Annotated in this window: 22 protein-coding genes and 1 pseudogene; 5 read left to right on the top strand and 18 right to left on the bottom strand. The window is 73.5% G+C overall.

Going from position 1 to position 26878, the window contains the following annotated elements; translation table 11 throughout:
* Positions 1 to 6: 6 nt before the first annotated feature.
* Genes BLW32_RS07470 through mgrA form a run of 3 tightly spaced genes read right to left on the bottom strand, consistent with a single transcriptional unit; the run spans position 7 to position 2475 of the window.
* Entirely contained in the window at positions 7 to 714 is a 708-nt protein-coding gene (locus BLW32_RS07470) for a DUF8817 family protein (protein ID WP_068741115.1), read from the bottom strand.
* 25 nt (positions 715 to 739) lie between these two features.
* Entirely contained in the window at positions 740 to 1411 is a 672-nt protein-coding gene (locus tag BLW32_RS07465) for a TetR/AcrR family transcriptional regulator (RefSeq protein WP_074850948.1), read from the bottom strand.
* Positions 1408 to 2475 (bottom strand): L-glyceraldehyde 3-phosphate reductase, encoded by a 1068-nt coding sequence (gene mgrA / locus BLW32_RS07460; protein WP_068741113.1) that lies wholly within the window; start codon positions 2473 to 2475, stop codon positions 1408 to 1410. Before mgrA ends, BLW32_RS07465 begins: the two co-directional genes overlap by 4 nt.
* A 49-nt stretch (positions 2476 to 2524) precedes the next feature.
* Between mgrA and BLW32_RS07455 the strand changes: the two genes are divergently transcribed.
* Complete coding sequence (locus BLW32_RS07455) at positions 2525 to 3523, top strand: cation diffusion facilitator family transporter (protein WP_068741112.1); 999 nt, start codon at positions 2525 to 2527, stop codon at positions 3521 to 3523.
* A gap of 13 nt (positions 3524 to 3536) precedes the next feature.
* Here the strand turns inward: BLW32_RS07455 and BLW32_RS07450 are convergent, their stop codons facing one another.
* From BLW32_RS07450 to BLW32_RS07430, 5 genes are read right to left on the bottom strand one after another with little or no spacing between them, the layout of a single operon-like run.
* Positions 3537 to 5483: a GMC family oxidoreductase N-terminal domain-containing protein gene (locus BLW32_RS07450; protein ID WP_068741111.1), complete on the bottom strand. Its 1947-nt coding sequence runs from the start codon at positions 5481 to 5483 to the stop codon at positions 3537 to 3539.
* Positions 5484 to 5487: 4 nt separating this feature from the next.
* Positions 5488 to 6531 (bottom strand): ABC transporter ATP-binding protein, encoded by a 1044-nt coding sequence (locus BLW32_RS07445; RefSeq protein WP_139286100.1) that lies wholly within the window; start codon positions 6529 to 6531, stop codon positions 5488 to 5490.
* A 40-nt stretch (positions 6532 to 6571) separates the two neighbouring features.
* Positions 6572 to 8179 carry an ABC transporter permease gene (locus tag BLW32_RS07440; protein WP_068741109.1) on the bottom strand — a complete coding sequence of 536 codons (1608 nt, stop codon included), beginning with the start codon at positions 8177 to 8179 and terminating at the stop codon, positions 6572 to 6574.
* Positions 8180 to 8192: 13 nt separating this feature from the next.
* On the bottom strand, positions 8193 to 9257 hold the full coding sequence (locus BLW32_RS07435; RefSeq protein ID WP_068741108.1) for a thiamine ABC transporter substrate-binding protein: 1065 nt from the start codon (positions 9255 to 9257) through the stop codon (positions 8193 to 8195).
* A gap of 4 nt (positions 9258 to 9261) precedes the next feature.
* Positions 9262 to 10572 (bottom strand): glycosyltransferase 87 family protein, encoded by a 1311-nt coding sequence (locus tag BLW32_RS07430; RefSeq protein ID WP_068741107.1) that lies wholly within the window; start codon positions 10570 to 10572, stop codon positions 9262 to 9264.
* 105 nt (positions 10573 to 10677) lie between these two features.
* On the opposite strand from BLW32_RS07430, the gene BLW32_RS07425 reads away from it, so the two are divergent.
* Positions 10678 to 11394: a CPBP family intramembrane glutamic endopeptidase gene (locus tag BLW32_RS07425; protein WP_372456802.1), complete on the top strand. Its 717-nt coding sequence runs from the start codon at positions 10678 to 10680 to the stop codon at positions 11392 to 11394.
* A gap of 16 nt (positions 11395 to 11410) precedes the next feature.
* On the opposite strand, the gene BLW32_RS28105 is transcribed toward BLW32_RS07425, so the two are convergent.
* From BLW32_RS28105 to BLW32_RS07410, 4 genes and pseudogenes are all read right to left on the bottom strand, one after another.
* On the bottom strand, positions 11411 to 11593 hold the full coding sequence (locus tag BLW32_RS28105; RefSeq protein WP_231857354.1) for a hypothetical protein: 183 nt from the start codon (positions 11591 to 11593) through the stop codon (positions 11411 to 11413).
* Positions 11594 to 11692: 99 nt separating this feature from the next.
* A pseudogene (locus BLW32_RS07420) lies at positions 11693 to 12550 on the bottom strand (nitrilase-related carbon-nitrogen hydrolase); the annotation flags it as partial.
* Positions 12551 to 12579: 29 nt separating this feature from the next.
* The gene (locus tag BLW32_RS07415) at positions 12580 to 13899 is read right to left on the bottom strand and encodes a M20 family metallopeptidase (RefSeq protein ID WP_068741105.1); all 1320 of its coding nucleotides are present in this window, start codon (positions 13897 to 13899) and stop codon (positions 12580 to 12582) included.
* Positions 13896 to 15632, bottom strand: a complete 1737-nt coding sequence (locus BLW32_RS07410; protein ID WP_170181062.1) for an amidohydrolase — start codon at positions 15630 to 15632, stop codon at positions 13896 to 13898. The genes BLW32_RS07415 and BLW32_RS07410 overlap by 4 nt, the downstream gene beginning before the upstream one ends.
* 106 nt (positions 15633 to 15738) lie before the next feature.
* On the opposite strand from BLW32_RS07410, the gene BLW32_RS27440 reads away from it, so the two are divergent.
* Complete coding sequence (locus BLW32_RS27440; RefSeq protein WP_068741103.1) at positions 15739 to 16335, top strand: TetR/AcrR family transcriptional regulator; 597 nt, start codon at positions 15739 to 15741, stop codon at positions 16333 to 16335.
* A 10-nt stretch (positions 16336 to 16345) separates the two neighbouring features.
* On the opposite strand, the gene BLW32_RS07400 is transcribed toward BLW32_RS27440, so the two are convergent.
* The gene (locus BLW32_RS07400) at positions 16346 to 17563 is read right to left on the bottom strand and encodes an MFS transporter (protein ID WP_068741102.1); all 1218 of its coding nucleotides are present in this window, start codon (positions 17561 to 17563) and stop codon (positions 16346 to 16348) included.
* Between the two features lie 50 nt (positions 17564 to 17613).
* On the opposite strand from BLW32_RS07400, the gene BLW32_RS07395 reads away from it, so the two are divergent.
* Positions 17614 to 18603 (top strand): LacI family DNA-binding transcriptional regulator, encoded by a 990-nt coding sequence (locus BLW32_RS07395; protein WP_074850428.1) that lies wholly within the window; start codon positions 17614 to 17616, stop codon positions 18601 to 18603.
* On the opposite strand, the gene BLW32_RS07390 is transcribed toward BLW32_RS07395, so the two are convergent.
* From BLW32_RS07390 to BLW32_RS07375, 4 genes are read right to left on the bottom strand one after another with little or no spacing between them, the layout of a single operon-like run.
* Positions 18591 to 19919: a WS/DGAT domain-containing protein gene (locus BLW32_RS07390; RefSeq protein ID WP_068741100.1), complete on the bottom strand. Its 1329-nt coding sequence runs from the start codon at positions 19917 to 19919 to the stop codon at positions 18591 to 18593. The two genes, BLW32_RS07395 and BLW32_RS07390, sit on opposite strands and share 13 nt — an antisense overlap.
* Positions 19916 to 20821 (bottom strand): ROK family protein, encoded by a 906-nt coding sequence (locus BLW32_RS07385; RefSeq protein WP_068741099.1) that lies wholly within the window; start codon positions 20819 to 20821, stop codon positions 19916 to 19918. Before BLW32_RS07385 ends, BLW32_RS07390 begins: the two co-directional genes overlap by 4 nt.
* Positions 20818 to 23283 (bottom strand): alpha-glucan family phosphorylase, encoded by a 2466-nt coding sequence (gene glgP / locus BLW32_RS07380; RefSeq protein WP_068741098.1) that lies wholly within the window; start codon positions 23281 to 23283, stop codon positions 20818 to 20820. Before glgP ends, BLW32_RS07385 begins: the two co-directional genes overlap by 4 nt.
* A 50-nt stretch (positions 23284 to 23333) precedes the next feature.
* Positions 23334 to 25085: a 2-isopropylmalate synthase gene (locus tag BLW32_RS07375; protein WP_068741097.1), complete on the bottom strand. Its 1752-nt coding sequence runs from the start codon at positions 25083 to 25085 to the stop codon at positions 23334 to 23336.
* A 174-nt stretch (positions 25086 to 25259) separates the two neighbouring features.
* Between BLW32_RS07375 and BLW32_RS07370 the strand changes: the two genes are divergently transcribed.
* Positions 25260 to 25937 carry a FadR/GntR family transcriptional regulator gene (locus tag BLW32_RS07370; protein WP_068524526.1) on the top strand — a complete coding sequence of 226 codons (678 nt, stop codon included), beginning with the start codon at positions 25260 to 25262 and terminating at the stop codon, positions 25935 to 25937.
* 15 nt (positions 25938 to 25952) lie between these two features.
* Here the strand turns inward: BLW32_RS07370 and BLW32_RS07365 are convergent, their stop codons facing one another.
* Positions 25953 to 26786: a helix-turn-helix transcriptional regulator gene (locus BLW32_RS07365; protein WP_068741096.1), complete on the bottom strand. Its 834-nt coding sequence runs from the start codon at positions 26784 to 26786 to the stop codon at positions 25953 to 25955.
* Between the last annotated feature and the right edge of the window lie 92 nt (positions 26787 to 26878).

Genomic DNA, 26878 nt, shown 5'->3' with positions numbered 1-26878 from the left:
GCCGGGCTAGTCCTCGCCGGCCAGCAGCGCCCGCAGCGCGCCCGGCTCGGCGGCGGTCGCGACCGCGGCCTCCAGTTCCGCCGCCGTCACCGGTAGCGCCCGCAGCTCCCCCACCAGGCCCGGCACGTCCGCGCCGCGCCCCGCCGCCGGCGCGAGCTCCAGCAGGAAGGCCAGGGCCAGCGCCCGGTCGGCGTCGGTGTCGCCGTCCTTGGGGCGGCGCAGCGCCGAGGTCAGCGCCCGGTAGGCAGCGGCGTCGTCGCCCTTGAAGCCGCTGAGGATCCGGGCGTTGTCCAGCGCCTTCGCGAGCCCCGACAGCTCCTTCCCGCCGCCGTACTCGAACTCCGGCTCGTCCTTCTGGATGATCAGCAGCTGGTTCCCCGACGGGTCGACGAGGGTGAACCGGGAGGCGCCGGGCCGGAAGCGGGTGAGGCGCGGTTCCCCCGACGCGGGCACCTTGCCCAGTAGGCCCTTCATCGCGGCCTTGAACGCCGCGTGCTCGGCGGCCACGTCGTCGACCAACAGCAGGCAGATACCCGTGTCGTCGGCGTCGCGGGCGAAGCGCCCGAAGTGGACGTCCGCACCGTCGCGCGTGAACGCGAGGTACAGATACGGGCGGACCTGATAGCCGACGCACTCGAAGCCGAGGGCCGTGTAGAAGTCGCGGAGGGCCTCGGGGTCGACGCAGGGCAGGACGGGGACGGCGGTGGTGGACACGACGCCAGGCTAGAACGGAAAGCGGTCAGTTCCTGTCCGACGGTGCCGTCACCAGCAGGTTCGTCAGCACGGAGGTCAGCACGCGGACCAGTTCCGCGGGGTTCGACCGGTCGCCGCCGTGCTGCCACCAGGCCATGAGGAACTCGTTGACCGAGGGGATGAAGGCCGCGTGCACCCACGGCGCCACGGGCCGCGCGCCGGCGGCCTCCGCCGCCGACCGGATGGTCTGCGCCCACAGGTCGCGATTCGCCAGCCGGTAGGCCTCCAGCTCGGCGCTCACGCCGACGACCTCGACGAAGGCCACCCGCAGCCCGCGCGGGTCGGCCAGCACCGCACCGATGTACGCCGTCAGGCCGGATGCGACCAGCGTCGCGACGGCCCCGTCGCCCGTGCCGGCGGCGCGGGCACCGTCGGCCAGCGCGGCGGCGACGGCGGCGCGCCCGCGGTCGTGGACGCCGGTGTAGAGGTGCCGCAGGAGGGCCTCGCGGTCGGCGAACTGCTCGTAGAAGTGCCGGCGCGACACCTTGGCCCGCTCGCACACGTCCGCGACCGTCGTCTGCTGGTACCCGACGGTGGCGAACAGCTCCAGCCCGGCGTCCTCGAGCCGGGCCAGGCGCTCGGCGTGCCGGGTCCGCGCGTCGGCGCCGCCGTAGACCCGTCCGGCGGCGCGGGGGTTTCCGGTCCGCGCGGTGGTCATGACGTCGAGGCGGTGGCGCCCCACCAAAGGTTCACGTCGCCGTCCACGGCGAACTCGTCGATCGCGGCCAGCTCTTCGGCGGTGAACGCGAGGTTCGCAACGGCACCCACGCTGTCCTCGAGCTGCGCGACGCTGGACGCCCCGATGAGCGCCGAAGTCACTTCCGGCGAGCGGAGCACCCACGCGATCGCCATCTGCGCGAGCGTCTGGCCGCGGTCGGCGGCGATGCCGGCCAGCCCGCGGACGCGGGCCAGGTTCTCCTCGGAGAGCATGCCGCCGGAGAGGCTCTTGCCGGCGGCGGCGCGGGAGTCCTCGGGCACGCCCGCAAGGTAGCGGTCGGTGAGCAGCCCCTGCGCGAGCGGCGAGAAGGCGATGACCCCCATGCCCTCCGCCGCGGTGGTCTCCAGCAGCGACCGCCCTGCGGCGGCCTCGTCCCCGCGTTCGATCCAGCGGTTGAGCATCGAGTACGAGGGCTGGTGGATGAGCAGCGGCGTGCCGAGGCCGCGCATGATCTCCTGCGCCCGCACGGTGAGTTCCGCGCTGTACGACGAGATGCCCACGTACAGGGCCCGGCCCGAGGTCACGGCGGTGTGCAGCGCGCCCATCGTCTCCTCGAGCGGGGTCTCGGGGTCGGGCCGGTGACTGTAGAAGACGTCCACGTGGTCGAGGCCCATCCGCCGCAGCGAGCCGTCCAGCGAGGAGAGCAGGTACTTGCGGGATCCGCCGAAGCCGTAGGGGCCGGGCTGCATGTCCCAGCCGGCCTTCGAGGAGATGATCAGCTGGTCGCGGTAGGGACGGAAGTCCTCGGCGAACAGGGTGCCGAAATTCCGTTCGGCGCTGCCCGGCGGCGGCCCGTAGTTGTTCGCGAGGTCGAAGTGGGTCACGCCCAGGTCGAACGCCCGGCGCAGGATGTCGCGCTGGGTCTGCAGCGGCTTGTCGTCGCCGAAGTTGTGCCACAGGCCGAGCGAGACCGCCGGGAGCTTCAGGCCCGACTCCCCCACCCGGCGGTACGGCACCCCGTCGTAGCGACGGTCGTCGGCGGCGTACGGATCGAATGCACCCATGCCCCTATCATGCCCGGCGCGCGCCGCCGCCGGGCCTACGATCAGCAGCATGAGCGACGAAGCGGCGGAGGAATCCCAGGACGAGAGTCTGGTGACGGTGCTCATCGCGTTCGGCGCGAACGTGCTGATCGCGGTGGCGAAGTCGGTCGCGGCGGTGGTCACCGGCTCGGCCGCGATGGTCGCGGAGGCCGCGCACTCCTGGGCCGACACCGGCAACGAGGTCTTCCTCCTCATCGGCGCGAAGCGCGCGGCGAAGCCCGCGGACGCGACCCACCCGTTCGGGTACGGACGATCCGGCTACGTGTGGTCGATGTTCGCCGCCTTCGGCCTGTTCAGCGTGGGCTCGGCAGTCTCGGTGTGGCACGGGATCTCGGCGCTCGGCGCGCCGGAGGAGGCGACGGACTACGGCTGGGGCTACGCCGTCCTGGCCATCTCCTTCGTGCTGGAGGGGATCTCCTTCCTGCAGGCGCTGCGCCAGACCAAGGAGGGCGCGCAGGAACGGATGCTGCACCCGCTGCGGTACGTCCGGGTGACCTCGAACCCGGTGCTGCGTTCGGTCTTCGCGGAGGACCTCAGCGCGCTCATCGGCATCGTCATCGCCGCGACCGCGATGGCGCTGCACCAGATCACGGGGAACCCCGTGTGGGACGCCGTCGGGTCGATCCTCGTCGGCATCCTGTTGGGCTTCGTGGCGGTGTTCCTGATCCGGCGCAACATGGACTTCCTCACGGGCGAGGAGGCGACGCCGCTGGCCCGCAACCGCATGCTGGAGGCGCTGCAGTCGCACCCCGACGTCAAGCAGGTCAGCTTCCTGCACATGGAGTGGGTCGGCGCGGACCGGCTCTTCCTCGTCGCGGCCGTCGACTTGGAGGGCGACCTGCCCGAGTCCCAGGTGGCGGCGCGGCTGGCCGCGATCTCGGACGACATGAACCGCATCCCCCGCATCCAGCGGGCGCTGTTCACCCTGACCCGCCCCGGCGACACCACGCGGCTGGCCGCCGAGCCGCTCCCCGACTGGTACCTCCCGGAGGACGAGCGCCGACCGTAACGGTCGGCGGGCGCTACCCCAGCCGCGCCGCGAGCCGCGCGGCGTTCATGTGCGCGATGGCCTCGATGGAGATCATCGGGTTCACGCCGCTCGGCGTGGGGAAGCACGAGGCGTCGGCCACCACGAGGTTCGGCACCTCCCACGTCGCGCCGTCGGGGTCCGTCGCCGAGGTGTCGCGGCTGCCGCCCATCGCGGCGGTGCCCATGATGTGCAGCGCGATCATCATGCAGCGGGCGGGCGCGTAGCCCTCGCGCTGCGCGGCGGCGGCGAAGCCGTCGAGCGACCCGGGCAGGCGGGCGGCGACCCGGTTCTGGTGCGAGCTGCGCACCGACGTCGCGCCCGCGGCCGCCAGGATCTCGGCCGCGCCCACCACGCCGCGCTGCATGTGCGCGGCGTCGTGGTCGCTGAGGCGGTACCGCACGACGGGCTCGCCGTCGCGCCCGACGGTGACCCGACCGCTGCCGGTGTCGCGGACGATGACGCCCACCTGCACGGTGTGCCGCATCGCCCGCATGTCGGCAGCGTGCTGGGCCGCGGAGTGCCAGGGCTGGAACAGCGTGATCGCGCCGGGGCTCACGGGCCCGGTCTCGTAGATGACCCCGTAGCCGTCGCCGTCGAGGTCGGCGTGCTCGGTGGAGTAGCGGGTCTGCAGGCCACCCTCCCACGGGCGCACCTCCTCGTCGAAGACGCCTGCCACGGCGGTCACGGGATGCAGCCGCAGGTTCTCCCCGATCCGCCTGTTCCGCAGGCCCGAGCGCCGCAACAGGGGCGGGGTCTGCAGCGAGCCGGCCGCGACCACGACCGCTTTCGCGGCGACGGTGACGGGGGCACCGTCGGGACCGATCGCATCGACGCCGGTCGCGCGGCCCCGCTCGACGACGACCCGCCGCACCTCCACGCCGACGGCGATCCGCGCGCCGTCGGCGGCGGCGTCCTGCAGCCAGGTCTTGGCGGTGGACTGCTTGGCGCCGATCCGGCAGCCGTAGCCGCAGCGCCCGCACTCGACGCCCTGGTCGCAGCCGAGCACGTTGCGCGGCATGGCGTCGCAGTGCCAGCCGAGGGCGGTGAGGCCGCGCTCGAGGATCGCGTCGCGCGACGACGCGGCGCCGTGGCCGGTGTTCACGCCGAGCCGGCGCTGCACCGCGTCGAGCGCGCGGGTGAACTCGTCGCCCGCGAACTGCCGGGCGCCGTGCGCGGCCCATTCGGCGCGCACCGCGTCGGGCGTCGCGAACGAGGTGGACCAGTTGACGACGGTGCCGCCGCCCAGCGTGCCGCCGGCCATGAGGGACGAGAACTGCCCCTCCGCGGAGATCGCGGGCGCCCCGGCGTAGAGGGTGGTGAGCGATTCCAGTTCGCCGCGGCCGAAGTCGCGGTCGTCGTGGTAGCCGCCGCGTTCGAGGACGAGCACGTCCAGCCCGGCGGCGGCGAGCACGGCGGCCGCGGTGCCGCCGCCCGCGCCGGAGCCCACGATCACGACGTCCGCAGTGAGCCTCGTGCCGCCCGCCGGAACGGTGATCGGTCGCAACGGCCGATCCGGGGCGTCGGGCAGCGGGCCGGGCGCCTCGGGGTAGCCGGTCGCGGCGCGCGCGGCGGTGGCGTCGGGCGCGATGTAGTACGAGCCGATGAGGAGCGAGCGCAGTCCCTGGAAGACGGTCCGGACCGGGGTGAGCGGGTGGGTGCCCCAGGCGAGCAGCGCCTCCTCGCGCCGGGCGTGCGGCAGCGCGGAGAACCTCCGCGGGCCGATGCGGTTGACCACCCCGAAGCCGCGGGTGTCCCAGAGGTCGAGGAAGACCTTCAGTTCGCGCAGCTCCCGCGGCAGCATCTTGTGCTGCGCGGTGCGCGAGACGGAGGTGAGGAAGTCGATGTCGCGGGCGCCGGGCAGCCCGTCGCCGCCGGGGATCAGGGTGTCGGCGATCGCGAGCAGCGCGCGGGCTTGGCGCGGGGTGAAGACGTCGGTCACCGGACTATCCGATCACGGCGATCCGGCGCGGGTTGAGCGCGACGCGCACGACCTCGCCATCGGCGGGTGCCGTGTCGCCGAGGGCGTCGACGAGCAGTTCGCCGTCGTCGGTGTCGACGGCGGCGGTGATCCGCACCCCGTCGGCGGTGGGGACGGAGCCGGTCACCCGGGCCGGCACCCCGTGCGCCTGGATCACGACGGAGCCGGGACGCAGGCCCAGCCGGAACCGGCCGTCGGGGCAGTCGACGAGGACCTGCCCCAGCGCGGAAGTCGCCTGCAGGTCCTTGACCTGCGCGTCCAGCAGCACGGAGTAGCCGAGGAAGCGGGCGACGTCGGGCGTGCGCGGGCGCCGCCACAGACGGGCGGGCCGGTCCACCTGGGCCAGCTCGCCCGCGTCGAGCACGGCGACGGTGTCGGCCAGCTCGACGGCCTCGTCGTGGTCGTGGGTCACGATGAGCGCGGGCGTCCCGGTCTCGCGGAGGATGCGCCGCAGGTCGCCCACGAGACGATCGCGCAGCTGCCGGTCCAGCGCCGACAGCGGCTCGTCGAGCAACAGGAGGCGGGGCTTCGGAGCGAGGGCGCGGGCCAGCGCGACGCGCTGCTGCTGCCCGCCCGACAGCTCCCCGACGGGCCGCGCGCCCATCCCGGGCAGCCCCACGAGCTCCAGCAGCTCGTCGACGCGGGCGTTCGCCTCGGCGCGCGGCCAGTGGTGGCGCTGCAGCCCGTAGCGGATGTTGCCGGCGACGTCGCGGTGCCCGAAGAGCTGCCCGTCCTGGAAGACGACGCCGAAACCGCGCCGATGCGTCGGCACGGCCGCGAGGTCCTCGCCGTCCCAGAGGATGCGGCCGCGGGCCAGCGGCTCGAGGCCCGCGACGGCCCGCAGCAGGGTGGACTTGCCGCAGCCCGACGGCCCGAGCAGCGCGGTCACGGAGTCCCCGCGGCCCTTCGTGACGGCGTCCGCGCCGTTCTCGTTCCCGACGGTGAGCGAGACGTCCCGGACGGCGGTCCGGTCACCGTAGCGCACCGAGACCCGGTCGATGGTCAGCATCGTCGGCCCCCTCCCCTGTCCCCGCATCCACGGATACGCATCAGAACTCCGCCCGCCCGATGTCGTCGCGGCGCAGCGCCTCGACCGCGCCGATCACCACGACCGTCGCCGCGATGAGCAGCACCGAGCACGACGCGGCGAGCGCGGCGTCGGCCCAGCCGGGGCGGCTGGAGATCCGGCCGATCAGCACGGGAAGCGTCATCTGCTCGGGCCGCACCAGGAAACTCGCGGCCCCGAACTCCCCCAGGGTAACGACGTATGCGAAGCCTGCGGCCACGGCCACCGACCGGCTGATCACGGGCAGGTCGACGGAGGTGAAGACCCGGACCGGCGAGGCGCCGAGGACGGCGGCGGCCTGCCGCTGCCGCGGGTCGACGGCCCCGAGCGCGGGCACCAGGACGCGCACCACCAGCGGCAGCGCGACGAGGGCCTGCACGAAGGGCAGCACCGCGGGGGACTCCCGGATCGCGGGCAGCGACTGCAGCGCGAGGAGGTAGCCGAAGCCGAGCGTCACCGCGCTCACGCCGAGCGGCAGCATCACCACGGCGTCCGCGAACCGGCTCAGCAGCCCCCGCGAGCGGGCGATCGCGACCGCGGCGAGCCCGCCGACGAGGAGCGCGATCGCGCCCGCCTGCGCGGCCGTGACGAGCGACATCAGCAGCGCCTTCACCGGCACGACGCCCCCGAAGTCGGTGGTGAGCCGCCGGTAGGCGTCGAGGCTCAGCGCGCCCGACGGGTCGGGGTGCAGCGAGCGCAGCAGGAGCGCGGCGAGCGGGAAGAGCAGCAGCGTCACGCTCACGGGCACGCCGACGAGCACCGCGAGCCGGGCACGGCCGGCGGCGCGGGGCGGGTCGACGCGCGCGGCCGCCGCGGGCCGCGAGACGCGGACCCGCAGCGCGCCGCTCAGGGCGACGGCGAGCACCACGATCACGATCTGCACCAGCGCGAGCAGCGCGGCGGTGCGCAGGTCGAAGGCGCCGACGACCTCCTGGTAGACCGCCGTCTCCAGGGTGCGCAGCCGGCTGCCCCCGACCACGAGGACGATGCCGAAGCTCGTCGCGCAGAACAGGAACACCACGGACGCCGCCGAGGCGATGGCGGGCAGCAGCGCGGGCGCGGTCGCGGTGAGGAAGGCCCGGACCGGGCCCGCGCCGAGCGTGCGCGCGGCCTGCTCGGCGCGCGGGTCGACCGCGGACCACACGCCGCCGACGATCCGCGCCACCACCGAGACGTTGAAGTAGGCGTGCGCGAGCAGTACGGCCCACACCGTCTCGGAGATGCCGAGGAAGCCGAGGCTCCCGCCGGGCGCGAAGAGGGTCCGGAAGGCGACGCCGACCACGACGGTCGGCAGCACGAACGGGACCGTCGCCACCACGCGGACGAGCCACTGCCCGCGGAACCTCACCCGCGCGGTCAGCCACGCGAGCGGCAGCCCGAGGACCACGGTGAGGAGCGTCGACGCCGCGGCCTGCCACACGGTGAACCAGACCAGCCCGAGGCCGCCCGCGCCGGTGAAGCCCTGCCACAGCCCGACACCGTCGGAGGAGAGCCCGCGCGCGACGATCGCGGCGACGGGCCAGAGGAAGAACACCGCGACGAACAGCAGCGGGGCGGCCAGCAGCGCGAGCCGCCCGCGCGAGGTGGTCATCACGGGCGGAGGTTCACCGCCCCATCAGCTGGCGCCACTGCCGCACCCAGCCGTCGCGCTCGTCGGCGAGGCGATCGGCGGGCAGGGTGGCGGCCTTCGGCGGGACGGGCGCGTACTTGGCCCAACTGTCGGGCAGCGCGACGCCGCGGGTCACCGGGTAGACGTACATCTCGTCGGGGATGGTGGCCTGCGCCGCCGGCGAGAGCAGGAAGTCGATGAGCTTGCGCGCGCCGTCGGGGTTCTTGGTGCCGCGCAGCACGCCCGCGTACTCGACCTGCCGGAAGCAGGTGTCGAGCAGCGCCTTGGTCGGGGGCGCGGCGCCGTCCTTGCCCACCTCGGCGGCGGGCGAGCTGGCGTAGGAGACGACGATCGGCTTCGGGCCCTTGCCCGACGAGCCGGAGAAGTCGGTGGAGTACGCGGTCGACCAGTTCGGGGTGACCGCGACGTCGTTGGCGCGCAGCGAGCGCCAGTAGTCCTGCCAACCCTCGCCGAGGGTGGCGACGGTGCCGGCCAGGAACGCCATGCCCGGCGACGCGGTCTCCGGGTTCTGCACCACGGTCAGGCCGCGGTACACGGGCTTCGCCAGGTCCTGGTACGTGACCGGCTCGGGCAGGTTCTTGTCCCGGAAGTAGCGGGTGTCGATGTTGACGCAGACGTCGCCGAAGTCGATCGCGGTGAGCTGCGGCATGCCCGCGAGGGCGTACTCCTGCGCGCCGTTAGCGGCGGCGGGCGAGACGTACTCGTCGAAGACGCCGGCGCGCACGGGCCGCGCGGCGTAGGTGTTGTCCACGCCGAACGCGACGTCGCCGGGTGGATTGCCCGGGGTCAGCGACAGCTTGGTGGCGAGCTCGCCGCCGTCGCCGAGCTCGACGGTCTTGATCGCGAGCCCCGTCTGCTTCGTGAAGTCGGCGAGGACCTGTTCGGGCAGGTGGAAGCTGGAGTGGGTCACCAGGGTCACGGTGCCCGTGGCCGACGGCGCGTCGCTCTCCTTCGACGGTGCCGTGCTGGTCGCGCACGCGCTGGTCGCGAGGGTCGCCGCCGTGAGGATCGCAAGGCCTACGCGGCCGAGGTTGGTCATCCGCTCAGACTAGTGCGTCCAGCCGTCGCCGCTGCGCGAGGATCAGCGCGACGAGCACCATCGGCGCCAGCACGCCGGGCGCCATGAACAGGGCCCAGACGGGGCCGTCGTCGATCCCGATCGCGGCGAGGCCCTTGCGCAGGAAGTGCACGCCGATGTAGCCGAAGACCGCGGTGACGCCCGCGACCGCCGTCGCCCACGGCGTGAAGCCCGCGCCGGGGCTGCGGAAGTCCGCGCCGCCGCCGGGGCCGAGCGGGCCGTGCACCACCCAGATCAGCAGCGGGACGATCCACACGAAATGGTGGATCCACGAGATCGGCGAGGCGAGCAACCCGAGGAACTGCACCAGCACCAGCGCGATGAGGGCGTCGCCGCGGCGGACGACCCACCAGGCGGCGAACAGCAGGGCCGCGGCGACCAGCACAGCGATGATCCACGCCGGCCCGGTGCCCACGTCGTGCCCGGCGAACCGGGAGACGGCGCCGCGCAGCGCCTGGTTGTCGGGCTTGGCGGGGTCGCCGATGGGGCCGGTGTCGCCGAGCAGGATCGTGAAGTAGCGCCGGGTCTCCGCGGGCAGGATCAGGTAGCTGATCCCGACGGTGGCGGCGAACGTCACACCGGAGAAGACGGCGGCCCAGACGCGGCCGCGGGCGAGGAGGAACAGCCCGCCCACCGCGGGGGTGAGCTTGATGCCGGCGGCGAGGCCGACGAGGAAGCCGGAGGCACCGTCGACCTTCTCGGGCTTCAGCGCGAGCGACGGCGACGGGGCGGCGCGGGCGACGAGATAGGCGGCCCACACGCCGAAGGTCATGAGGACCACATTGATCTGGCCGTAGTCGAGGTTGGTGCGCACGGGGTCGATCCACAGCGCGGCCGCGGTCCACACCAGGGGCAGCTCGCGCGGCACGTCGCCCAGGCGCGACGGTGCGCCGCGCCCCGCGGCCAGGATGGCCAGGCACATGCGGATGACCAGGAACAACAGGCCCGCGGTGAGCGCCACCCAGCCGACCGCGACCACTGGGAACGGGAGGAACTTCAGCGGGTAGAAGAACAGGGCCGCGAACGGCGGATAGGTGAACGGCAGCGGCTGCTGCGGTGTGTAGTCGCGCAGCGCGAAGTCGTAGAGGCCGCCGTCGGCGGTCACCCGCTGGGCGGCTTCGTAGTAGACCCGCAGGTCGACGAAGTTGAAGTTGTGCTGGCCGGCGAGGATCCACACGATCCGGGCGCCGAGGGCCACGAGGAAGAGGGGAAGCGCGACGCGCCGGAGGCCGCTCGCGGGACCGCCGTCGGCCGACGTGCTGCGGTCCTTGGTCACGGGTGGACACCTTAGCCATGCTCACACCCGTTGCGCGAACCGCCGCGCGTCTGGACTATGGAGCGGGTGACCACAGTCGAGACGACCGCCCCCGATCATTCCGCCCTGCGTTCGGCGGTCTCCGGGGCACGCGCGATCGTCGATGTGGGCGTCGTCGTCGCGGTGCTGGTCGCGACCAATCTGGTCGCCCATTTCACGGGCAGCTGGGCCGCCCTGCTGGCCGTCCCCGTGTCCGCGGTCCTGCTCATCGGCATCGCGCGGCACCGCGGCCTGGACTGGCACGAGCTGGGCCTGGGCCGCGAGCACTGGCGCTCCGGGGCGAAGTACGCGGCCGCCGCGGTCTTCGTCGTGGCGACGGTGATCGTCGTCGGCGCGCTGCTGCCCGTCACGCGCGGCCTGTTCCTCAACGACCGCTACGCCACCTTCTCGACCGCGATCATCGCGTCGATGGTGATCATCCCGCTGCAGACGGTGATCCCCGAGGAGCTCGCCTTCCGCGGCGCACTGCACGGCACCCTGTCGCGCGCGATGCGCTTCCGCTGGGTCGTGGTCACGGGCTCGCTGCTCTTCGGCTTCTGGCACATCGCCTCGTCGCTCGGCCTGACCAGTGGCAACGCCGGCCTGACGAAGGTCCTCGGCGCGGGACCCCTGGCGCAGTTCCTCGGCATCGCGGGCGCCGTGATCGCGACCGCCTTCGCCGGTTGGGTGTTCACCTGGCTCCGCTCCCGCAGCGGCTCCCTCATCGCCCCCATCGCGCTGCACTGGTGCCTCAACGGCGCGGGCGCGCTGGCCGCCGCCTTCGCCTGGCAGCTCCTGCGCTGACCCGCGCCGTTGGGCATCATTCCTCCCAGTTCGCGATCACCGCGTCGAAGTCGCCGTCGGCGGGTCCGGGGAGGTGCCGCGCGCCGGGGTGCCGCACCGCGGGCTCGGTGTAGGCACCCGATTCCACGAGCCGCGCGATATTGCCCCGATAGATCTCGTCGACCTCCGCGTGCCGGCCGGGTTCGCGGTCCAGCCACAGGTTCGCGGGGTGGATCGGCCGGTCGTACATGCCGCGGAACAGCTCAGTGCGCAGATCCTTCATCCAGTTGGAGTTGAGATTCATCGCGCGGAACTGGCGCAGCGCCTCGACGTCGACGGGGGCCGCGACGATCGCGTTGGCGCCCGACGGGGCCCGCCCGATCACCTGACCCGTGTAGTCGACGATGTGCCCGTTGCCGCCAGCGATGTCGACGGGGTGCTCCGCCGCCGGCGACGAGTACACCGGCCCCGTGTTGGGGCACACCATGTAGACGCCGTTGAAGTGGGCGTGCGCCCGGTTCTGCAGCAGCCACGTGCCGCCGGGGTCCGGGCCGGCCGCTGTCATCGGCACCGCCTCACTCGGCCGGTAGATCACCTCGGCGCCTCCCAGCGCGAGCGCCCGTACCGCCTCGGGGTACTCGCCGTCGCTGCAGCAGATGGTGCCGATGTTGCCGATGTCGGGCGTGCGCAGCACCGGGTAGAAGGCGTCGATGCCCTCGCCGAACAGCTCGACCCACCGGTCGTAGACGTCGTGCGGGGTGCACGAGTGCTCGCGGCACCAGACGTGGTTCTTCGCCGCCCGGTGCACGATCTCCCCGTCGGGCGAGATCACGATCATGACGTTGAAGAACCGGTCCTCGATCACCTCGGGCCAGCGCGCCTTGCACTGCACCACGACGTAGGTCCGGTACATCCGCGCCAGCGCGGCGAGCCGCTCGGTCTCCGGCCCCGGGATGTCGATGAACAGCACCCGGGCGCTCCGCGCGTGCGGCAGGTCGAAGACCTCGTCGGTGAACCCGGTGAGCGCGCCCTCGGACAGGGCGACCAGCTTGACCGGGAGGTTGATGCCCACGATGGAGACCGCGGCGTGGAAGGCCTCCTCGATCACGTCGAGGTTGCGCGCGATGTGCTCGCGCGCGCCGATGCCGTGCACGAAGGTCGACAGGCCCACGGCCATGTAGGGCGCGATCGGCCGGTTCGCCGCCGTCATCGGACACCGCACCAACGCAGGGCGGCCAGCGCGTAGGTCTTCGCCGCGCACACGACCTCGTCGATCGCGCACCGTTCGTCCACGGCGTGCGCCATGGCGAGGGCGCCCGGTCCGAGCCCGACCGCGGGAATGCCCGCCGCGGTGAACCAGGTGAGGTCGGTCGCGCTCGGGAAGGGCCGGACGTCGGGTGCGCCCGCGTAGGCGGTTCCGGCGGCGGCGTCCTCGCGGGCGGCCACGACGACCCGGCAGAACGGGTCGTCGCCGTCGGTGCGCCCGCCGGGGTAGTGCATCGGCCAGTCCAGCACCGGCGGGTGACGGCGCAGCCACGGGGCCGCGTCGGCGACCCGGGCGACCACGGCCGCGATCTCTGCCTGCACGTCGGCGATGCCCGCCGCCGGCGGGTAGAAGATCGCGTAGTCCAGGGTGGTCTCGTCGGGGATGAAGGCGACGTTCCGGCCCGCGCGGGCGCCGCCGTCGATCACGTCGAGGCCGATGGTGAACTGGCCCGGCTCGAAGAGCGGGTCGACGCGGGTGCGCTCCCACTCGGTCTCGAGCCGCCGCAGCGCGTCGTGGATCGCGAGCGCGCCGTCCACGGCGCTCGCGGCGATCGGGTCCTCGGCCCCGGCGCGCCGCTGGGCGCGCATCAGGGAGCGGGCCGAGGCGTGGCCGGTGCGGCCGGTCACGGTGATCCGCAGGACGAGGACGCCGGGGGTCGCGGGCATCACGCTGAGTGGGGCGAGCGCGCCGGTGGGCTCGGCGATGATCGCGCCGTCGGCGGTGTAGCCGCGGGCGAGCACGGCGGACGTGCCGAGGTGGTGCTCGAGGTTCTCCTCCCCCACGACGCCCTGCAGGATCAGGTCGCCGCCGAGGCGGACCCCGGCCTCACGCAGCGCGCGGGCCGCGAAGGCCTGCGCCACGAGCCCGGCCTTCATGTCGACGGCGCCGCGGCCCCACACGTGGGTCTCGTCGCGGAAGCCGGCGAAGGGGTCGTGCGTCCAGGCGTCGGCATCACCGGCGGGAACCACGTCGACGTGCCCGTTGAAGATGAGCGAGCGCCCGTCGCCCTCGCCGTGGACGACGCCGACCACGTTGTCGCGCCCGGGTACCTCGCCGAACAGCTCGGTCTCGGCGCCGGCCTCGCGGTAGACGCCGGCGAGCAGCCGCGCGACCTCGGTCTCGCCGCCGACGAGGTCGTCGAAGTCCTGGTCGGGATAGGTGGGATTGACGCTGCGCACGGCGATCGCGTCGCCGAGCGTCGCGATCATCTCCTCGCGCAGGCCGTCGACGCGACCCAGCACCCGATCGGCGGCGGTCATGCGCGCACCTCCTGCGCCGGGGCGGCCAATTCGCCGCTGTCGTGGACGGTCTCGCCACCGAGGTAGGTGCGCAGCACCTGGGTGCCGGCGAGCTCGTCGATCGGGCAGGTCGACGGGTCGCGGTCCACGAGGATCACGTCGGCGTGCTTCCCCGCGGCGAGCGAGCCGATCTCGGGCCAGTCGAGGACGGCGGCGGCACCGGTCGTCCACATGCGGAGGGCGTCGACGCGGGAGAGCTTCTGATCGGGGCCGTCGTTACGGTGGCCGCTGCCGGCGAAGCGATGGGTCTGCGCGAGTTCGATCTGCTCCCAAGGGTTCTTCGGCCCCCAGTCGGAACCGCCGGCGAGGTCGAGCCCCGTGTCGATGAGCCGCTGGAGGGGTTCGAGGTCGCGCCAGGCGTGCTCGCCGATGCGCTCGCCATACATGGCGCCCTTGCCCCACGCGAAGCCGGCGCTGGTGGTCACCTGGAAGCCGAGGTCCGCGTAGCGCCGCGCCTGCGCGGGCGTGATGGTGATGGCGTGCTGCAGGATCCAGCGACGGTCCCGGAAGTCGACCTCACGCACGACGCGCTCGGCGATGTCGAGGAAGTCGTCGTGCTCGCGGAACGCGCCGAGGCAGAGATTGGCCCGGATTCCCTGTTCGGCGCAGTAGCGGACGAAGGCCTCCTCCTTCTCGAGGGAGAGGAACCGGGTGCCGCGGGTGGGCCTGCCGAACGGGTCGAGGGCGGGCTCGTAGGTGGCGAAGTAGCCGGAGAAGCACGGGCCGCCGGGGCTCATGGTGAGGCCGCCGGTGCGGAGCAGGTCGTCGCCCGCCTCCCCCACCTGCGCCGCGAACTGCGGGAGCCGGTCGGCGAATTCGGCGTCGGTGAGCGGGTCGAAGGGGTAGAAGATCACCGATTCGACGTCGAGGGTGGCGTGGATGCGCATGGTGAGGGCGCCCGCGGCGCGCAGGTGCCGGTACAGCGCGAGGTGCTCGGGTTCCATGGCGTGCCCCTCATAGCCCGTGGTGACGCCCTGCCGGGTGAACCGAGCCATCTCGGCGGTGGTCCCGGCGGCGGCGGTGTCGAGGCTCGGCCGCGGCAGCTTGGTGAGGATCTGGCCCCAGAAGGGGTCGTAGGTGTAGTAGTTGGTGACCGGTCCACGGAGGACGCCGGTCAGCTCGCCGGCGTCGTTCTTCTCGATCTCCACGTCGCACACGCGATCGGGGATGAAGGCGCTCAGTCCGACGGCGCGGAGCCCGGCGCTGTTGAAGGCCACCACGTTCGGCATCTTCGGCGCCCAGGCCTGGATCATGACGGGGTGGTCGGCGGTCGCCGCGTCGAGCGTCCACCGATCGGGCAGGTGCCGCTCCAGCAGGTCCTTCTCGGAGCGACGGAGGAAGTAGTGGGGCTCCCCGACGGGGGTGCACATGATCCACTCCCCCGCCGGCGTGACGGCGGCCTTCGCCCGGATCCGCGCGACGATGTCGGAGTGGTCGACGGCGTCCGTCAGATCGACCAGCCCACCGGCGAGCATGCCGAAATGCATTCCGTGCGGGTGCGTGTCGATGAGCCCGGGCATCACAGTGGCGCCGCCGGCGTCCACGCGCTGCGCGCCGGATCCCGCGGCGTCCTCCATGTCGCGGCGGTCGCCCACGGCGACGATCCGGCCCTCGTCGAGGACCAGCGCCTCGGCCTCCGGACGATCGGGATCGAGGGTGAGCACCCTCCCACCGGTGATGAGTGTTGTGGTCATAGCGGCCCTTCCGAGATGTGTCCCCTGCGGACGCCACCACCGTAGCCCTAATTTTCTCCATTTGGAGAAAATTGACCGCAAATCGGCCGCCGGTACGATCGCGACCATGTCCTCACCGGTGCGCGAACCGCGCATGGCCCGCGGCGCCGCGCGCCGCGAAGCGCTCCTCGATGCGGCGATCCGGCTGGTCGCCCGCGACGGTGCGCGGGCGCTCACGCACCGCTCGGTCGCGGCGGAGGCCGGCACCACCCACGGCAACGCCCGCTACTACTTCGGGACCCTCGACCAATTGCTCGACGAGGCGCTGCATCGCCTCGCGACGCGCCAGATCGAGGAGGTACGCACGCTCTTCGCGGAGGAGCTGCCCAACGCCGGGACCCCCGAGCGCATCGACCGGCTCACCCGGTACGTCACGGGCTCACTCACCGACGACCGGGATGCGGCGATCGCCCGGTACGAGCTCTTCCTCGAGGTCGCGCGCCGCCCGGGGCTGCGCGCCAGCCTCGACGAATGGGGCACCACGCAGCGCGCCGCCTTCGCGCGCGAACTCCGCGGCGCGGGTGCCGCCGATCCGGAGGCGGACGCGGCGGATCTCCTCACCACGGTCAACGGCCTCGCTCTGGAGCAACTGGCGCTGCCCGTCGACGATTTCGAAACGGCGCGCCTGCGCCCCGCGATCGCCCGATACTTCCCCGCGCCCTGACACCTCCGGGCTACTGCGCCGAGGACTCCGCCTCCTCAGGCTCGCGCGCCGCGGGCGCGACGACCACCGCGACGGCGACAGCGACGAGCACCAGGATCAGCGCGTAGAGCAGCGTGACGTACTCGCCCAGCGCACCGATGATCGGCGGGCCGGCGAGGAAGGAGAGATAGCCGATCGTCGACACCACCGACACCCCCGCCGCCGCCATGCGCGGCTCGTCGGCTGCGGCGGACATGCCCACCGGGAAGCCGAGGGAGGCGCCCAGGCCCCACAGCGCGACGCCCACGTACGCGGCCCACGTCGGGCCGAAGATCACCAGCGACAGGCCGACGAACGCGAGGCCGCCGCAGGCCCGCAGCGTCCGCACCCGGCCGTAGGTGTCGAGCACGCGCGTCCCCGCGAGCCGTCCGATCGTCATGAAGGTGACGAACACCGCGAAGGTCAGCGTGCCGACGGTCTTGGACGTGCCGTGATCATCGACCATCGCCAGCGCCAGCCAGTCGTTCGCGCTGCCCTCGGTGAGCGCCATACCCAGCACCATCAGCCCGATGAGCAGCGTGCGGGGCTCGCGCCACACCGCCAGTCGCTCGCGGCGGGAGACCGGGGCGTGATCGTCGGCGTCGTGCGCCTCGTAGGGCACGTGCCGCAGCGCGAACCAGCCGGCGACGAGCAGGACGCCGTTCACGACGAGCAGGTGCGGCAGCAGCGGCACGTGCGCCGCCTGGGCCGCGGCGGCGGTGAGGGCGCCCGCCACGGTGCCCATCGAGAACGCGGCATGGAAGGCGGGCATCACGGTGCGCCCCAGCGCCCGCTCGTTCTCGGCGCCGGAGAGGTTCATGCAGACGTCGGTGATGCCGTGCGAGAGCCCGACGAGGACCAGCGGCAACAGCGTGAGCGCGTAGATCCCGGACTGCGCGCCCGCAGCGGCGGCGATCATGGTGACGCCCAGGGCGGGCAGGGTCACCGCGATGACCCGGCGCGCTCCGAACCGCGCTGCCAGCGCCCCCGAGCCGACGAGGCCCACGACGGAGCCGACCGCCAGGCCGAAGGTCAGGAGCGCCACCTGCAGCGTGGTGGCCTGCAGATCGTCGCGAACCTGGGGCAGGCGGCCGATGTAGCTGGCGAAGGTGAGCCCGCTCAGCGCGAAGATCACCGCGACGGCGTTGCGCCAGGCGAGCACTGAGCCCCCTACCGCGTCCGTCTTCTGCTCCTGGAAGTCCACGCTCACCGATCAACCCTTCGAAACGTTTCGAATACTGCTTGCTAGGCTAGGTCCCCATGACACGCGGGTCAAACCGAATAACGCTGGTGCACGTCGCCGAGGCGGCGGGTGTCTCCCTGTCCACCGCCTCGCACGCCTTCGGCGTCGACAAGCCGATCAGCGACGCCACCCGCGCCCGCGTCCTCGCGGCCGCCGCCGACCTCGGCTACGAGGGGCCGGATCCCCGGGCCCGGTCGCTGCGCAGCGGCCGCACCGACATCATCGGCGTCCAGGTGGACGACGAGGCCGGGCGCGCCTTCCGCGATCCCGTGATCATCGGCATCCTCGACGGGGTGTCCGCCGCACTGTCCGCGAGCCCCACCTCGGTCCTGCTCCTCCCCGACTCACTCCCGGAGGAGCGCCTGCGGACGCTCCCCGTCGACGGTGTCGTGGCGGCCGGCTGCTCGCCCGCCCTCGGGTCGCTGCGCGCGGCGATGGCGAAGCGCTCGATCCCCGTGGTCACCGCGGGCAACCAGGTCGACGACATCGGCAGCGTGGGCGTCGAGAACCGCTCCGCCACCGCCCTGCTCACGGGCCACCTGCGCGCGCTCGGCCACCGCTCGGTCGGCGTCGTCCGGCTCCGGCACGGCGACGTCGAGCAGGCCCGCACCGCAGCGGCGCTCGCCGCCTTTCCCGACGCCGTCGTCGTGATCTCCGCGGACAGCACCATCGACGAGGGCTTCCGCGCCGGCGGCGAGCTGCTCGACGCGAACGCCCCCACCGCGGTGATCGCCCAATCGGACCTGTTGGCGGCCGGGGTGATCCGCGCCGCCGAGGCACGGGGCCTGCGCGTCCCGGAGGACCTCTCCGTGGTGGGTTTCGACGGTGTCCGCATCGACGGCTTCGACCGCGTCCTGACCACGATCCGACAGCCGATCGTCGAGATGGGAAGGCGCGCGGCGCAGGCCGTCCTCGCCGCGCAGGAGGGCGCGCCGCTGCCCACCCTCGCGCTCGACGTCGAGCTCGTCGTCGGCGACACCACCGGGCCGGCGCCTCAGCGGTCCTGAGCCACCTCGTCGAGCGCCGCCGCGAGCAGGTCCGCGTACGCGTCCGGATCGGGCACCGCGGTCCGGCTGCTGGTGGCCGACACCGTCACCGTCTCGCCGAGCCCGTGGACGCCGTGCGTCAGCCCCATGGCGGGCGAGAGCGCCGGGAAGCCCGCGGTGAACACCGATCTCCCGCCGAGCAGCTCCAGGTCCGCCGGTCCGCGGTGCACGCTCGAGAGCACCGTCGCGCCCGCCATCGTGTCCGGCAGGAGCGTGGGATCGAAGGCGCGGACGCCGAGCACCGCCAGGGACGACGGTGCCGCGTCCTCCGCCGCCCCGACGGTGCGCCACAGGGGGCTGGCGGCGCGCTCGCGGGCGGCGGCGAGCGCCGCGGCGATGCGGCCGGGCCGCTCTGCGGCGGGCTCGCCGGGGTACAGCGGTACGGAGACGTTGCCGAAGGCGTTGCGCTCGCCGTGCCGGCGCTCGCGCGCCACCATCACCTCCGCCGACAACTCCGCCGGCACCGAACCGCCCCGCGACCTCAGGTAGCGCTCGACGGCGAGCGAGACCGCGGCGAGCGCGGTCACGGTGACGGTGTGTTCGGAATGCAGGGAGGCACCGTCCCGCACCAGCATCCGCACGTCGCGGGTGGCGTCGGGTGCGGCGTTGAGCAGGGTGCGCGGGCAGCCGGGCACGGCGGGCGGGAGCGCGCCGGCGGCGGTGCGCCGGTCGATGGCGGCGCGGGCCCGCGGGGCGAGGGCGCCCAGCGCCACCGTGCGGGCCAGCGCGACGGGGAGGCCCAGCAGGCCGCGGGCGGCGCGCACCGGTCCCGGCAGCGGCCGGAAGACGGGCACCTCGCCGGTCCCACCGGTCCCGAACAGGGCCCGGGCGATCTCGGCGGACCGCCGGCCGTCGGCGAGGGCGTGGGCCACCTGCAGCACCACCACCGTCGCGTGGCCGGTGCACCGCGGTGCACCGGCCACGCGCGGGAAGACGTGCAGCCGCCAGGGCGCGACGGTCGCGTCGACCTGCCGCGCGAACAGGCGGGCGACGCCGGCGGGGACGGCGTCCCAGGAGTGCGCGATGCCCTCGCGGACGTCGGCCACCTCGCCCGGCGCCCATGCCGGGTGCTCGAGATCGCCGGGGGCGGGGGCGATCCGCAGGCGCAGGTCCGTGACCGACGGTGCCCGCGCCAGCACAACGTCCGCCACCTCCGCGGCCGACGGGGCCGGGCCCGCGCCGTGGTCGAAGCAGTAGAGCAGGAATTGGTCGCTCGGGATCACGCGCGACGCCCAGTAGGTGCGGGCGTCCCGTGGGGAGAGCAACCCGTCGGTCACGGCAGGAGATCCCGGCGGTAGACGAGTGCGGCCGCGCCGACGAGCGGGGCGTCGCCCCCGAGGCCCGCCGGAACCACCCGTGCGGCGGCCACGTAGGGCAGCGGATGCGCGGCCACGGCGCCCTGCACCTGATCCACGAAATCATCGGCCACGCGGGTGAACCCGCCGCCGAGGACGACGACGGAGACCGGTACGAGCGCCACCGCGCTGCCGATCCCCTGCCCGACGGCGGCCGCGCACCGTCGGACCGCGGCGACGGCGACGGCGTCCCCGGCGCGGTAGGCGGCGCCGAGGTCCTCGCCCGTCTCGCCGGTGAAGCCCTGCGTGCGTGCCCACTCCACGGTGTGCGGGCCGGAGGCGACGGATTCGAGCATCGTGGTGCGCCCGAGGGATTCGCTCCCGGTGTACCCCGAGAGCTCGACCTGGCCGATGTGCCCGGCGTTGCCGACCAGTGCTCGGCCCCCGACGACGAAGCCGCCGCCGATGCCGGTGGAGACCACCATGCCGAGGGCGTCGTCGTGGCCGCGGGCGGCGCCGAGCCAGTGCTCGCCGAGCACGATCGCGACGCCGTCGCGGCGGAACTCGACGGGGAGGCCTCCGGCGGCGTCGGCCACGAGGTCGCGCAGCGGGAAGCCGTGCAGCGCCTCGAGGTTGATCGGCGACGTGGTGCCGGTCGCGTCGTCGACGGGCCCGGCGGCCGCGAGGCCCACGCCCTGGACGGGACCGTCCGCGGCGGCCAGCGCGTCGCGGACGACGCCGGCGATCGCGGCCTCGAGCTCGGCCGTCGTCGCGTCGGGCCCGGTGGGGGCGCGGTGCCGCGACGCCTCGACGACGGTGCCGTCCGCCTCCACCAGCGCCGCCGCCACCTTGGTGCCGCCGAGGTCCACCGCGAGGACGGTCATCGCGCGTACCGCACGAGGCCGAGTTCGGCGGGGCCGGTGAGCAACCGGTGCTGGGGCAGCACACGGACGGCGTAGCCGAAGCGGCCGACCTGCCCGGGCAGCACGGCCCGGTAGCCCTCGCCGTCGAAGTGCAGCCGAACGGCCCGGCCGTCCACGATCTCCCCGGCTTCGTCGACCCCGCCGATCACGGCCTCGACGCGGACGTCGCCGTCCTCCAGCGACCCGAGCGCGATCTCCGCGGCGATCTCCACCCCCTCGGGCAGCACGGTCGCCGTCGATGCGCCCACGCGCACCGCGTCCCACCCCGCGCGGACCTTCTCGATGTACTCGACGAGGTCACCGATGGCGGGGCGGGTGGAGCGGGCCGAGCGGGCGGCCGGGCGGTAGTAGGCGGTGGCGTACTCCCGCACCATGCGGTCGGCGGAGACCTCGGGCGCGGTCGCCGAGAGCGTGTGCCGCACCTTGGCGAGCCAGCGCGGGGGCGCGTCGTCCGCGTCGCGGCGGTCGTAGAAGGCGGGCACCACGTCGTGTTCGAGCAGGTCGTACAGGGCGTCGGCCTCGATGTCGTCGCGTCGGCCCGGGTCCACGCCGACCGCCGACGGGATGGCCCAGCCGTTGTTCCCGTCGTACAGCTCGTCCCACCAACCGTCGAGCACGGAGAGGTTGAGACCGCCGTTCATCGCGCTCTTCATGCCCGACGTGCCGCAGGCCTCCAGCGGACGGAGCGGGTTGTTCAGCCACACGTCGCAACCGTGGTACAGGTAGCCCGCCATGCCGATGGAGTAGTTGGGCAGGAAGGCGATCCGGTGCCGCAGCGTGCGGTCGTCGGTGAAGTGCAGCAGCTGCTGCAGCAGGCGCTTGCCCTCGTCGTCGTGGGGATGACTCTTGCCGGCGATGACCACCTGGACGGGGCGATCCGGATCCAGGAGGAGCGCCCGCAGCCGCGCGGGATCGCGCAGCATCAGGGTGAGCCGCTTGTAGGTCGAGACGCGGCGGGCGAAGCCGATGGTGAGCACCTCGGGGTCGAACATCCGGTCCGTCCAACCGAGTTCGGCGTCGACGGCACCACGCTCGCGCCACGCGGCCCGGGTGCGGGTGCGCACCTCGTCGACGAGGCGGTGCCGCAGCGTGGTGCGCAGGCGCCACAGGGCGTCGTCCGGCATGGACAGCGGGTCCGTGGCGCGCTCCGCGACGAGGCGGTCCGCCCACGTGCCGTGGTGCACGCCGTTGGTGACCGAGCCGATGGGGACCTCCGCCGGTTCGAAGCCCGGCCACAGCCCGGCGAACATCTCGCGGCTCACGGCGCCGTGCAGCTTCGAGACGCCGTTCGCGCGCTGGGCGAGCCGGAATCCCATGTGGGCCATGTTGAAGACCCCGGGATCGGCCTCGGCGCCGAGGGCGATGATCTCGTCGAGCGGCACGGTGGGCAGCAGCGAGCACATCTGGCTGCCGTCGCCGAAGTAGCGGCGCACGAGGTCCACCGGGAAGCGGTCGATCCCCGCGGGCACCGGCGTGTGGGTGGTGAAGACCGTGGCGGTCCGGGCCAGCGTGCGCGCCTCCGGGTAGGTCAGGTCCTCGGTCGCCATGAGCTCGCGGATCCGCTCCAGGCCGAGGAAGCCGGCGTGGCCCTCGTTGGCGTGGAAGACCTCGACGCCGGGGTGGCCGGTCAGGTCGCAGAAGGCGCGGGCGGCGCGGACGCCGCCGATTCCGAGAAGGATCTCCTGGCGCAGGCGGTGTTCGGCGTCGCCGCCGTACAGCCGGTCGGTGACGCCGCGGAGATCCGGATCGTTGTTCTCGATGTCCGTGTCCATGAGCAGGAGCGGTACGCGGCCGACGTCGGCCCGCCAGACGGCGGCGCTGAGCACGCGGCCCTCGAGCGGGACGGAGACCACGAGCTGCTGCCCGCTGGAGAGCGTCACCGGGCGCAGCGGCAGCTGCGCCGGGTCCAGCTCGGGGTAGGCCTCGAGCTGCCAGCCGTCCGCGGAGAGCGACTGCTGGAAGTAGCCGTGCCGGTACAGCAGTCCCAGTGCGATGAGCGGCAGCCCGAGGTCGGACGCGGCCTTGAGATGATCGCCCGCCAGGACGCCCAGGCCACCGGAGTAGTTCGGCAGCGTCTGGCTCACGCCGAACTCCATCGAGAAGTACGCGATCCCCTTCGCGCCGTCCGTCAGCTCGTCCGCCCATGCGGGCCGGGTGAGGTAGTCGTTGAGGTCGGCGTGGAGGGCGCGCACCAGAGCGACGAACTCGGTGTCGCCGCCGAGGGCCGCCACCCGGGCCTGATCGGCACCACGGAGGGCCTCGAGGGGATCGCGGGTGGCCGCCCACACCTCGGGTGCGACGGTGGAGAACAGGTCCTGGGTGGGTCCGTGCCACACCCAGCGCAGGTTCCGCGCGAGGTCGGCGAGCGGCGCGAGCGCCTCGGGGTAGACGGGCTCGACGGTGAAGGTTCCTTCTGCGTGCACGCCTACCGACCCTATTGGTTGCCCGCGCCGCCCGCGACGTTACCGGCGGGTCACGTGGCCTGCGCCGCACCGAGCACGGCGGCGGCCGTCGCGGCCAGCACGGAGCGATCGCGGCCCATGCTCCACCGCACCTCGCCGTCGTGGCGGAACTCCAGGAGGGTCAGTGCCTCCGCATCGTCGCCGCGGCCGAGCGAAGCCTGGTGCAGCGCGAGCACGTCGACCTTCGCGTCGTGCTCACCCAGCGCCGCCACGATCGCCTCGACCGGGCCGGCTCCTTCCACGACGATGCGGTGCGGCGCACCGTCGACCCGGAGTCCGACGGTCACGCGGCTGCCGGCCGCGGTCTCCTCGGCGACGCACTCGACGAGTTCGAACCGGCCGGGCCCGGCCCGGTACGCCCGCTCGAACACGGCCCACAGCGCGGCGGTGTCCATCTCCGCGCCGTGCTCGTCGGCGTGCGCCTGGACGTGTCGGGCGAAATCGATCTGCAGGCGCCGCGGCAGCTCCAGTCCCAGGTCCCGCTCCAGCAGGTAGGCCATGCCGCCCTTCCCGGACTGGGAGTTGACGCGGATGACGGCGTCGTAGGTCCGGCCGATGTCGGCGGGGTCGACGGGCAGGTAGGGCACGCGCCACTCGATCTCGCGCTCCGGGCGCCCCTCGGCCGCGGCGCGGGCGCGGTGCTCGGCGAGGCCCTTCTTGATGGCGTCCTGGTGCGTGCCGCTGAACGCCGTGTGCACCAGATCGCCGACATAGGGGTGCCGGTCGTGGACGGCGATCCCGTTGCAGGCCTCGACGGTCCGCCGCACCTCGTCGATGTCGGAGAAGTCGACCATGGGGTCGATTCCCTGCGCGAACATGTTGAGCGCCAGCGTCGCCAGGTCCACGTTTCCCGTGCGCTCGCCGTTGCCGAAGAGGCAGCCCTCCACGCGCTGCGCGCCGGCGAGCACGGCGAGTTCCGCACACGCGATGCCGGTCCCGCGGTCGTTGTGCGGGTGCACCGAGAGGATCACCGCGTCGCGCCGGCCCAGGTTGCGGTGCATGTACTCGATCTGGTCCGCGTAGACGTTCGGCGTCGCCACCTCAACGGTGGCGGGCAGGTTGAGGATCACGGGGCGCTCGGCCGTCGCGTCCCACAGCGCGGTCATCGCGTCGCAGACCTCGAGCACGTAGTCCGGCTCCGTCAGGTTGAAGACCTCGGGCGAGAACTCGAACCGCACGCCGTCGAGGTCGCCGGCGGCCGCCAGCAGGTGGCGGCCACCGTCGAGGATCAGCGACCGCAGCTCCGCCCGGTCGCGGCCCAGCACCACGTCGCGCCAGGTGGGCGCTGTCGCGGTGTACATGTGGATCACCACCTCGTTGCGGATCCCGCGGACGGCCTCGACGGTCCGCTCGATCAGGTCTCGGCGCGCGGGCGTGAACACCACGACGGTGACGTCCTGCGGCGCGATGTCGGTCTCGGCGATCAGGCGGACGAAGTCGTAGTCGGTCTGGGAGGCGGACGGGTAGCCGACCTCGATCTCTTTGTACCCCATGGCGACCATGAGCTCGAAGAAGCGGCGCTTGCGCGTGGGATCCATGGGTTCGGGCAGGGCCTGATTGCCGTCGCGCAGGTCGACGGGCACCCAGAGGGGTGCCGTGGTCAGGCGGCGCGCGGGCCAGGTGCGGTCGGCGAGCGGGACGTCGACACGGGCGTGGACGTCGCGGTAGCGACGGTGCGGCATCTGCGAGCCGCGTTGCCGGTTCCAGGCGGGTGCGGCGGCGGGGACGGGGCCGTGGGGCGTGTCGATCGTGGGGAAGGGCATGACGGTTCCTTCGTCGAGCGGGGCGAGAGGGCCGGCGCGGATTCCCCACGGCGGGATGCCGGCCCGAGGAATCAGGCCCCGCCGTGGCGCGGAAGGAGAAGGAGGTGTCCCCGGTACGTCATGGCGACGACCCTAGCACAACTCCTCAGACAAGCTGAGAAGTATGCTCGACGCATGCCCCCGCTCCGCCGCACCTCGCTCGCCGATCAGGCCGCCGACGCGCTGCTCGCCCGCGTCCGGTCCGGGGAGTGGGCGGTCGGCGACAAACTCCCCGGCGAGACCACCCTGGCCCCGCAGCTCGGCGTCGGACGATCGACGGTGCGCGAGGCGATCCGGCGGCTGGCGGGGATCGGTGTGCTCGCCACCCGGCAGGGCGCCGGGGTGTTCGTGACCAGGCTCGACGCCCCGTCCGGCCTCGACGTGCTCCTCGACGGCGCCGCCATCGACGCGGTGCTCGAGGCACGGATCGCGGTCGAGGTGGAGGCCGCGACGCTCGCCGCGCGGCGCCGGACCGAGGAGGACCTGGACGCCGTTCGCGCCGCGCTCGCCATCCGCGCCGCGCACCGCGCGGATCTCGTGCGGCACGTCGAGACCGACACCGACTTCCACCGGGCGGTCATCGCTGCCGCGCACAACCCCGTCCTGCTCGAGATGTTCGACGGCATCGCCGCGCACCTGCGCCGGGCGATGATCGACATGCTGCGGACCCGCGACGAAGACTTCGGCGGCGACGACGATCAGCTCTCCCACGCCGCACTGCTCGCCGCTATCGAGCACAGGGACGCGGACGCGGCCGCACGGCTGAGCCGGGAGCACTTGGCGGGCATGCTCACCCGGCGCGACGCGCACTGAGCGGCGCCGCGGGCGTCAGGCGTCGCGATACTCCGGCGGGACGATCCGGGTCAGCCGTTCGCGGGTGTCCTCGTCGCGCGGGAGGTAGGTCAGCATCCGCAGCGAAGGCCGGTCGCGCAGGTTGAACGTGCTCACCTGCAGGCGCAGCTCCCCCACCCGCGGATTGCGGATCGTCTTCTCCCAGTCGGCGGCGTCGAGCACCAGGCCCGCGTTCCACAGGTGCGCGAACAGCGGCGAAGCCGCCTGCAGCCGGCGCAGCAGCGGCTCCCACGCGGGATCGGCGTGACTGCCCGCGTACAGCGCGCGCGTCCGCGCGACGACGGCCTCGAGCTCCTGCCGGTCGGCGGCGTAGGCGCCGAGCCACAGCTCGTCCGTGAAGTCCAGCCAGAGGCAGTTCCGGTGCTCCGGCGGGAACCGTTCGACGTCGGTGATGAGGAAGCGGAAGGCGCGGTTGTACAGAACCATGTCGCCGCGGGTGTTGAGCACGGCGGCGGGATTCGGCAGGAGCGCGTCGAGCACGGGTTGGACGGTGGCCGCCGCCCCGGACTCCTCGGCCGGGGGCCCCGGCGGATGACCGGCGAGGCGCAGGACGTGGTCCCGCTCCCCCGGATCGAGCAGGAGCGCATCGGCGACGGCGCAGAGCACCTCCTGGCTGGGATTGACGTCGCGGCCCTGCTCGACCCACGTGTACCAGGTCGTGCCGACGTGCGCCCGCGCCGCGACCTCCTCCCGGCGCAGCCCGGGCGTGCGGCGCCGGCCGCCTGCCGGGAGCCCGACCCGTTCCGGAGTCACCTGCTCACGGCGGGTCCGCAGGAAGCGCGCCAGCTCTGCGTTGTTGCGGGTGCCCATGCCACTGAGTATCCCCGCTCGCCGCACGCTCGCGCGCCGCGAGCCCGGTGGTCTCACTACTAGGATCCGTGCGGTCTGGATACCCGGATGAT

The organism is Tsukamurella tyrosinosolvens, assembly GCF_900104775.1.
Classification (GTDB): domain Bacteria; phylum Actinomycetota; class Actinomycetes; order Mycobacteriales; family Mycobacteriaceae; genus Tsukamurella; species Tsukamurella tyrosinosolvens.
This window is presented reverse-complemented; position numbering and strand designations above follow the sequence as displayed.

Bases quoted from the DNA above. Each gene is read 5' to 3' on its own strand.
- BLW32_RS07465 (WP_074850948.1), bottom strand. From the start codon at position 1,411: ATGACCACCGCGCGGACCGGAAACCCCCGCGCCGCCGGACGGGTCTAC.
- mgrA (WP_068741113.1), bottom strand. From the start codon at position 2,475: ATGGGTGCATTCGATCCGTACGCCGCCGACGACCGTCGCTACGACGGG.
- BLW32_RS07455 (WP_068741112.1), top strand. From the start codon at position 2,525: ATGAGCGACGAAGCGGCGGAGGAATCCCAGGACGAGAGTCTGGTGACG.
- BLW32_RS07445 (WP_139286100.1), bottom strand. From the start codon at position 6,531: ATGCTGACCATCGACCGGGTCTCGGTGCGCTACGGTGACCGGACCGCC.
- BLW32_RS07440 (WP_068741109.1), bottom strand. From the start codon at position 8,179: ATGACCACCTCGCGCGGGCGGCTCGCGCTGCTGGCCGCCCCGCTGCTG.
- BLW32_RS07435 (WP_068741108.1), bottom strand. From the start codon at position 9,257: ATGACCAACCTCGGCCGCGTAGGCCTTGCGATCCTCACGGCGGCGACC.
- BLW32_RS07415 (WP_068741105.1), bottom strand. From the start codon at position 13,899: ATGACCGCCGCCGATCGGGTGCTGGGTCGCGTCGACGGCCTGCGCGAG.
- BLW32_RS07410 (WP_170181062.1), bottom strand. From the start codon at position 15,632: ATGACCACAACACTCATCACCGGTGGGAGGGTGCTCACCCTCGATCCC.
- BLW32_RS27440 (WP_068741103.1), top strand. From the start codon at position 15,739: ATGTCCTCACCGGTGCGCGAACCGCGCATGGCCCGCGGCGCCGCGCGC.
- BLW32_RS07395 (WP_074850428.1), top strand. From the start codon at position 17,614: ATGACACGCGGGTCAAACCGAATAACGCTGGTGCACGTCGCCGAGGCG.
- BLW32_RS07385 (WP_068741099.1), bottom strand. From the start codon at position 20,821: ATGACCGTCCTCGCGGTGGACCTCGGCGGCACCAAGGTGGCGGCGGCG.
- BLW32_RS07375 (WP_068741097.1), bottom strand. From the start codon at position 25,085: ATGCCCTTCCCCACGATCGACACGCCCCACGGCCCCGTCCCCGCCGCC.
- BLW32_RS07370 (WP_068524526.1), top strand. From the start codon at position 25,260: ATGCCCCCGCTCCGCCGCACCTCGCTCGCCGATCAGGCCGCCGACGCG.
- BLW32_RS07365 (WP_068741096.1), bottom strand. From the start codon at position 26,786: ATGGGCACCCGCAACAACGCAGAGCTGGCGCGCTTCCTGCGGACCCGC.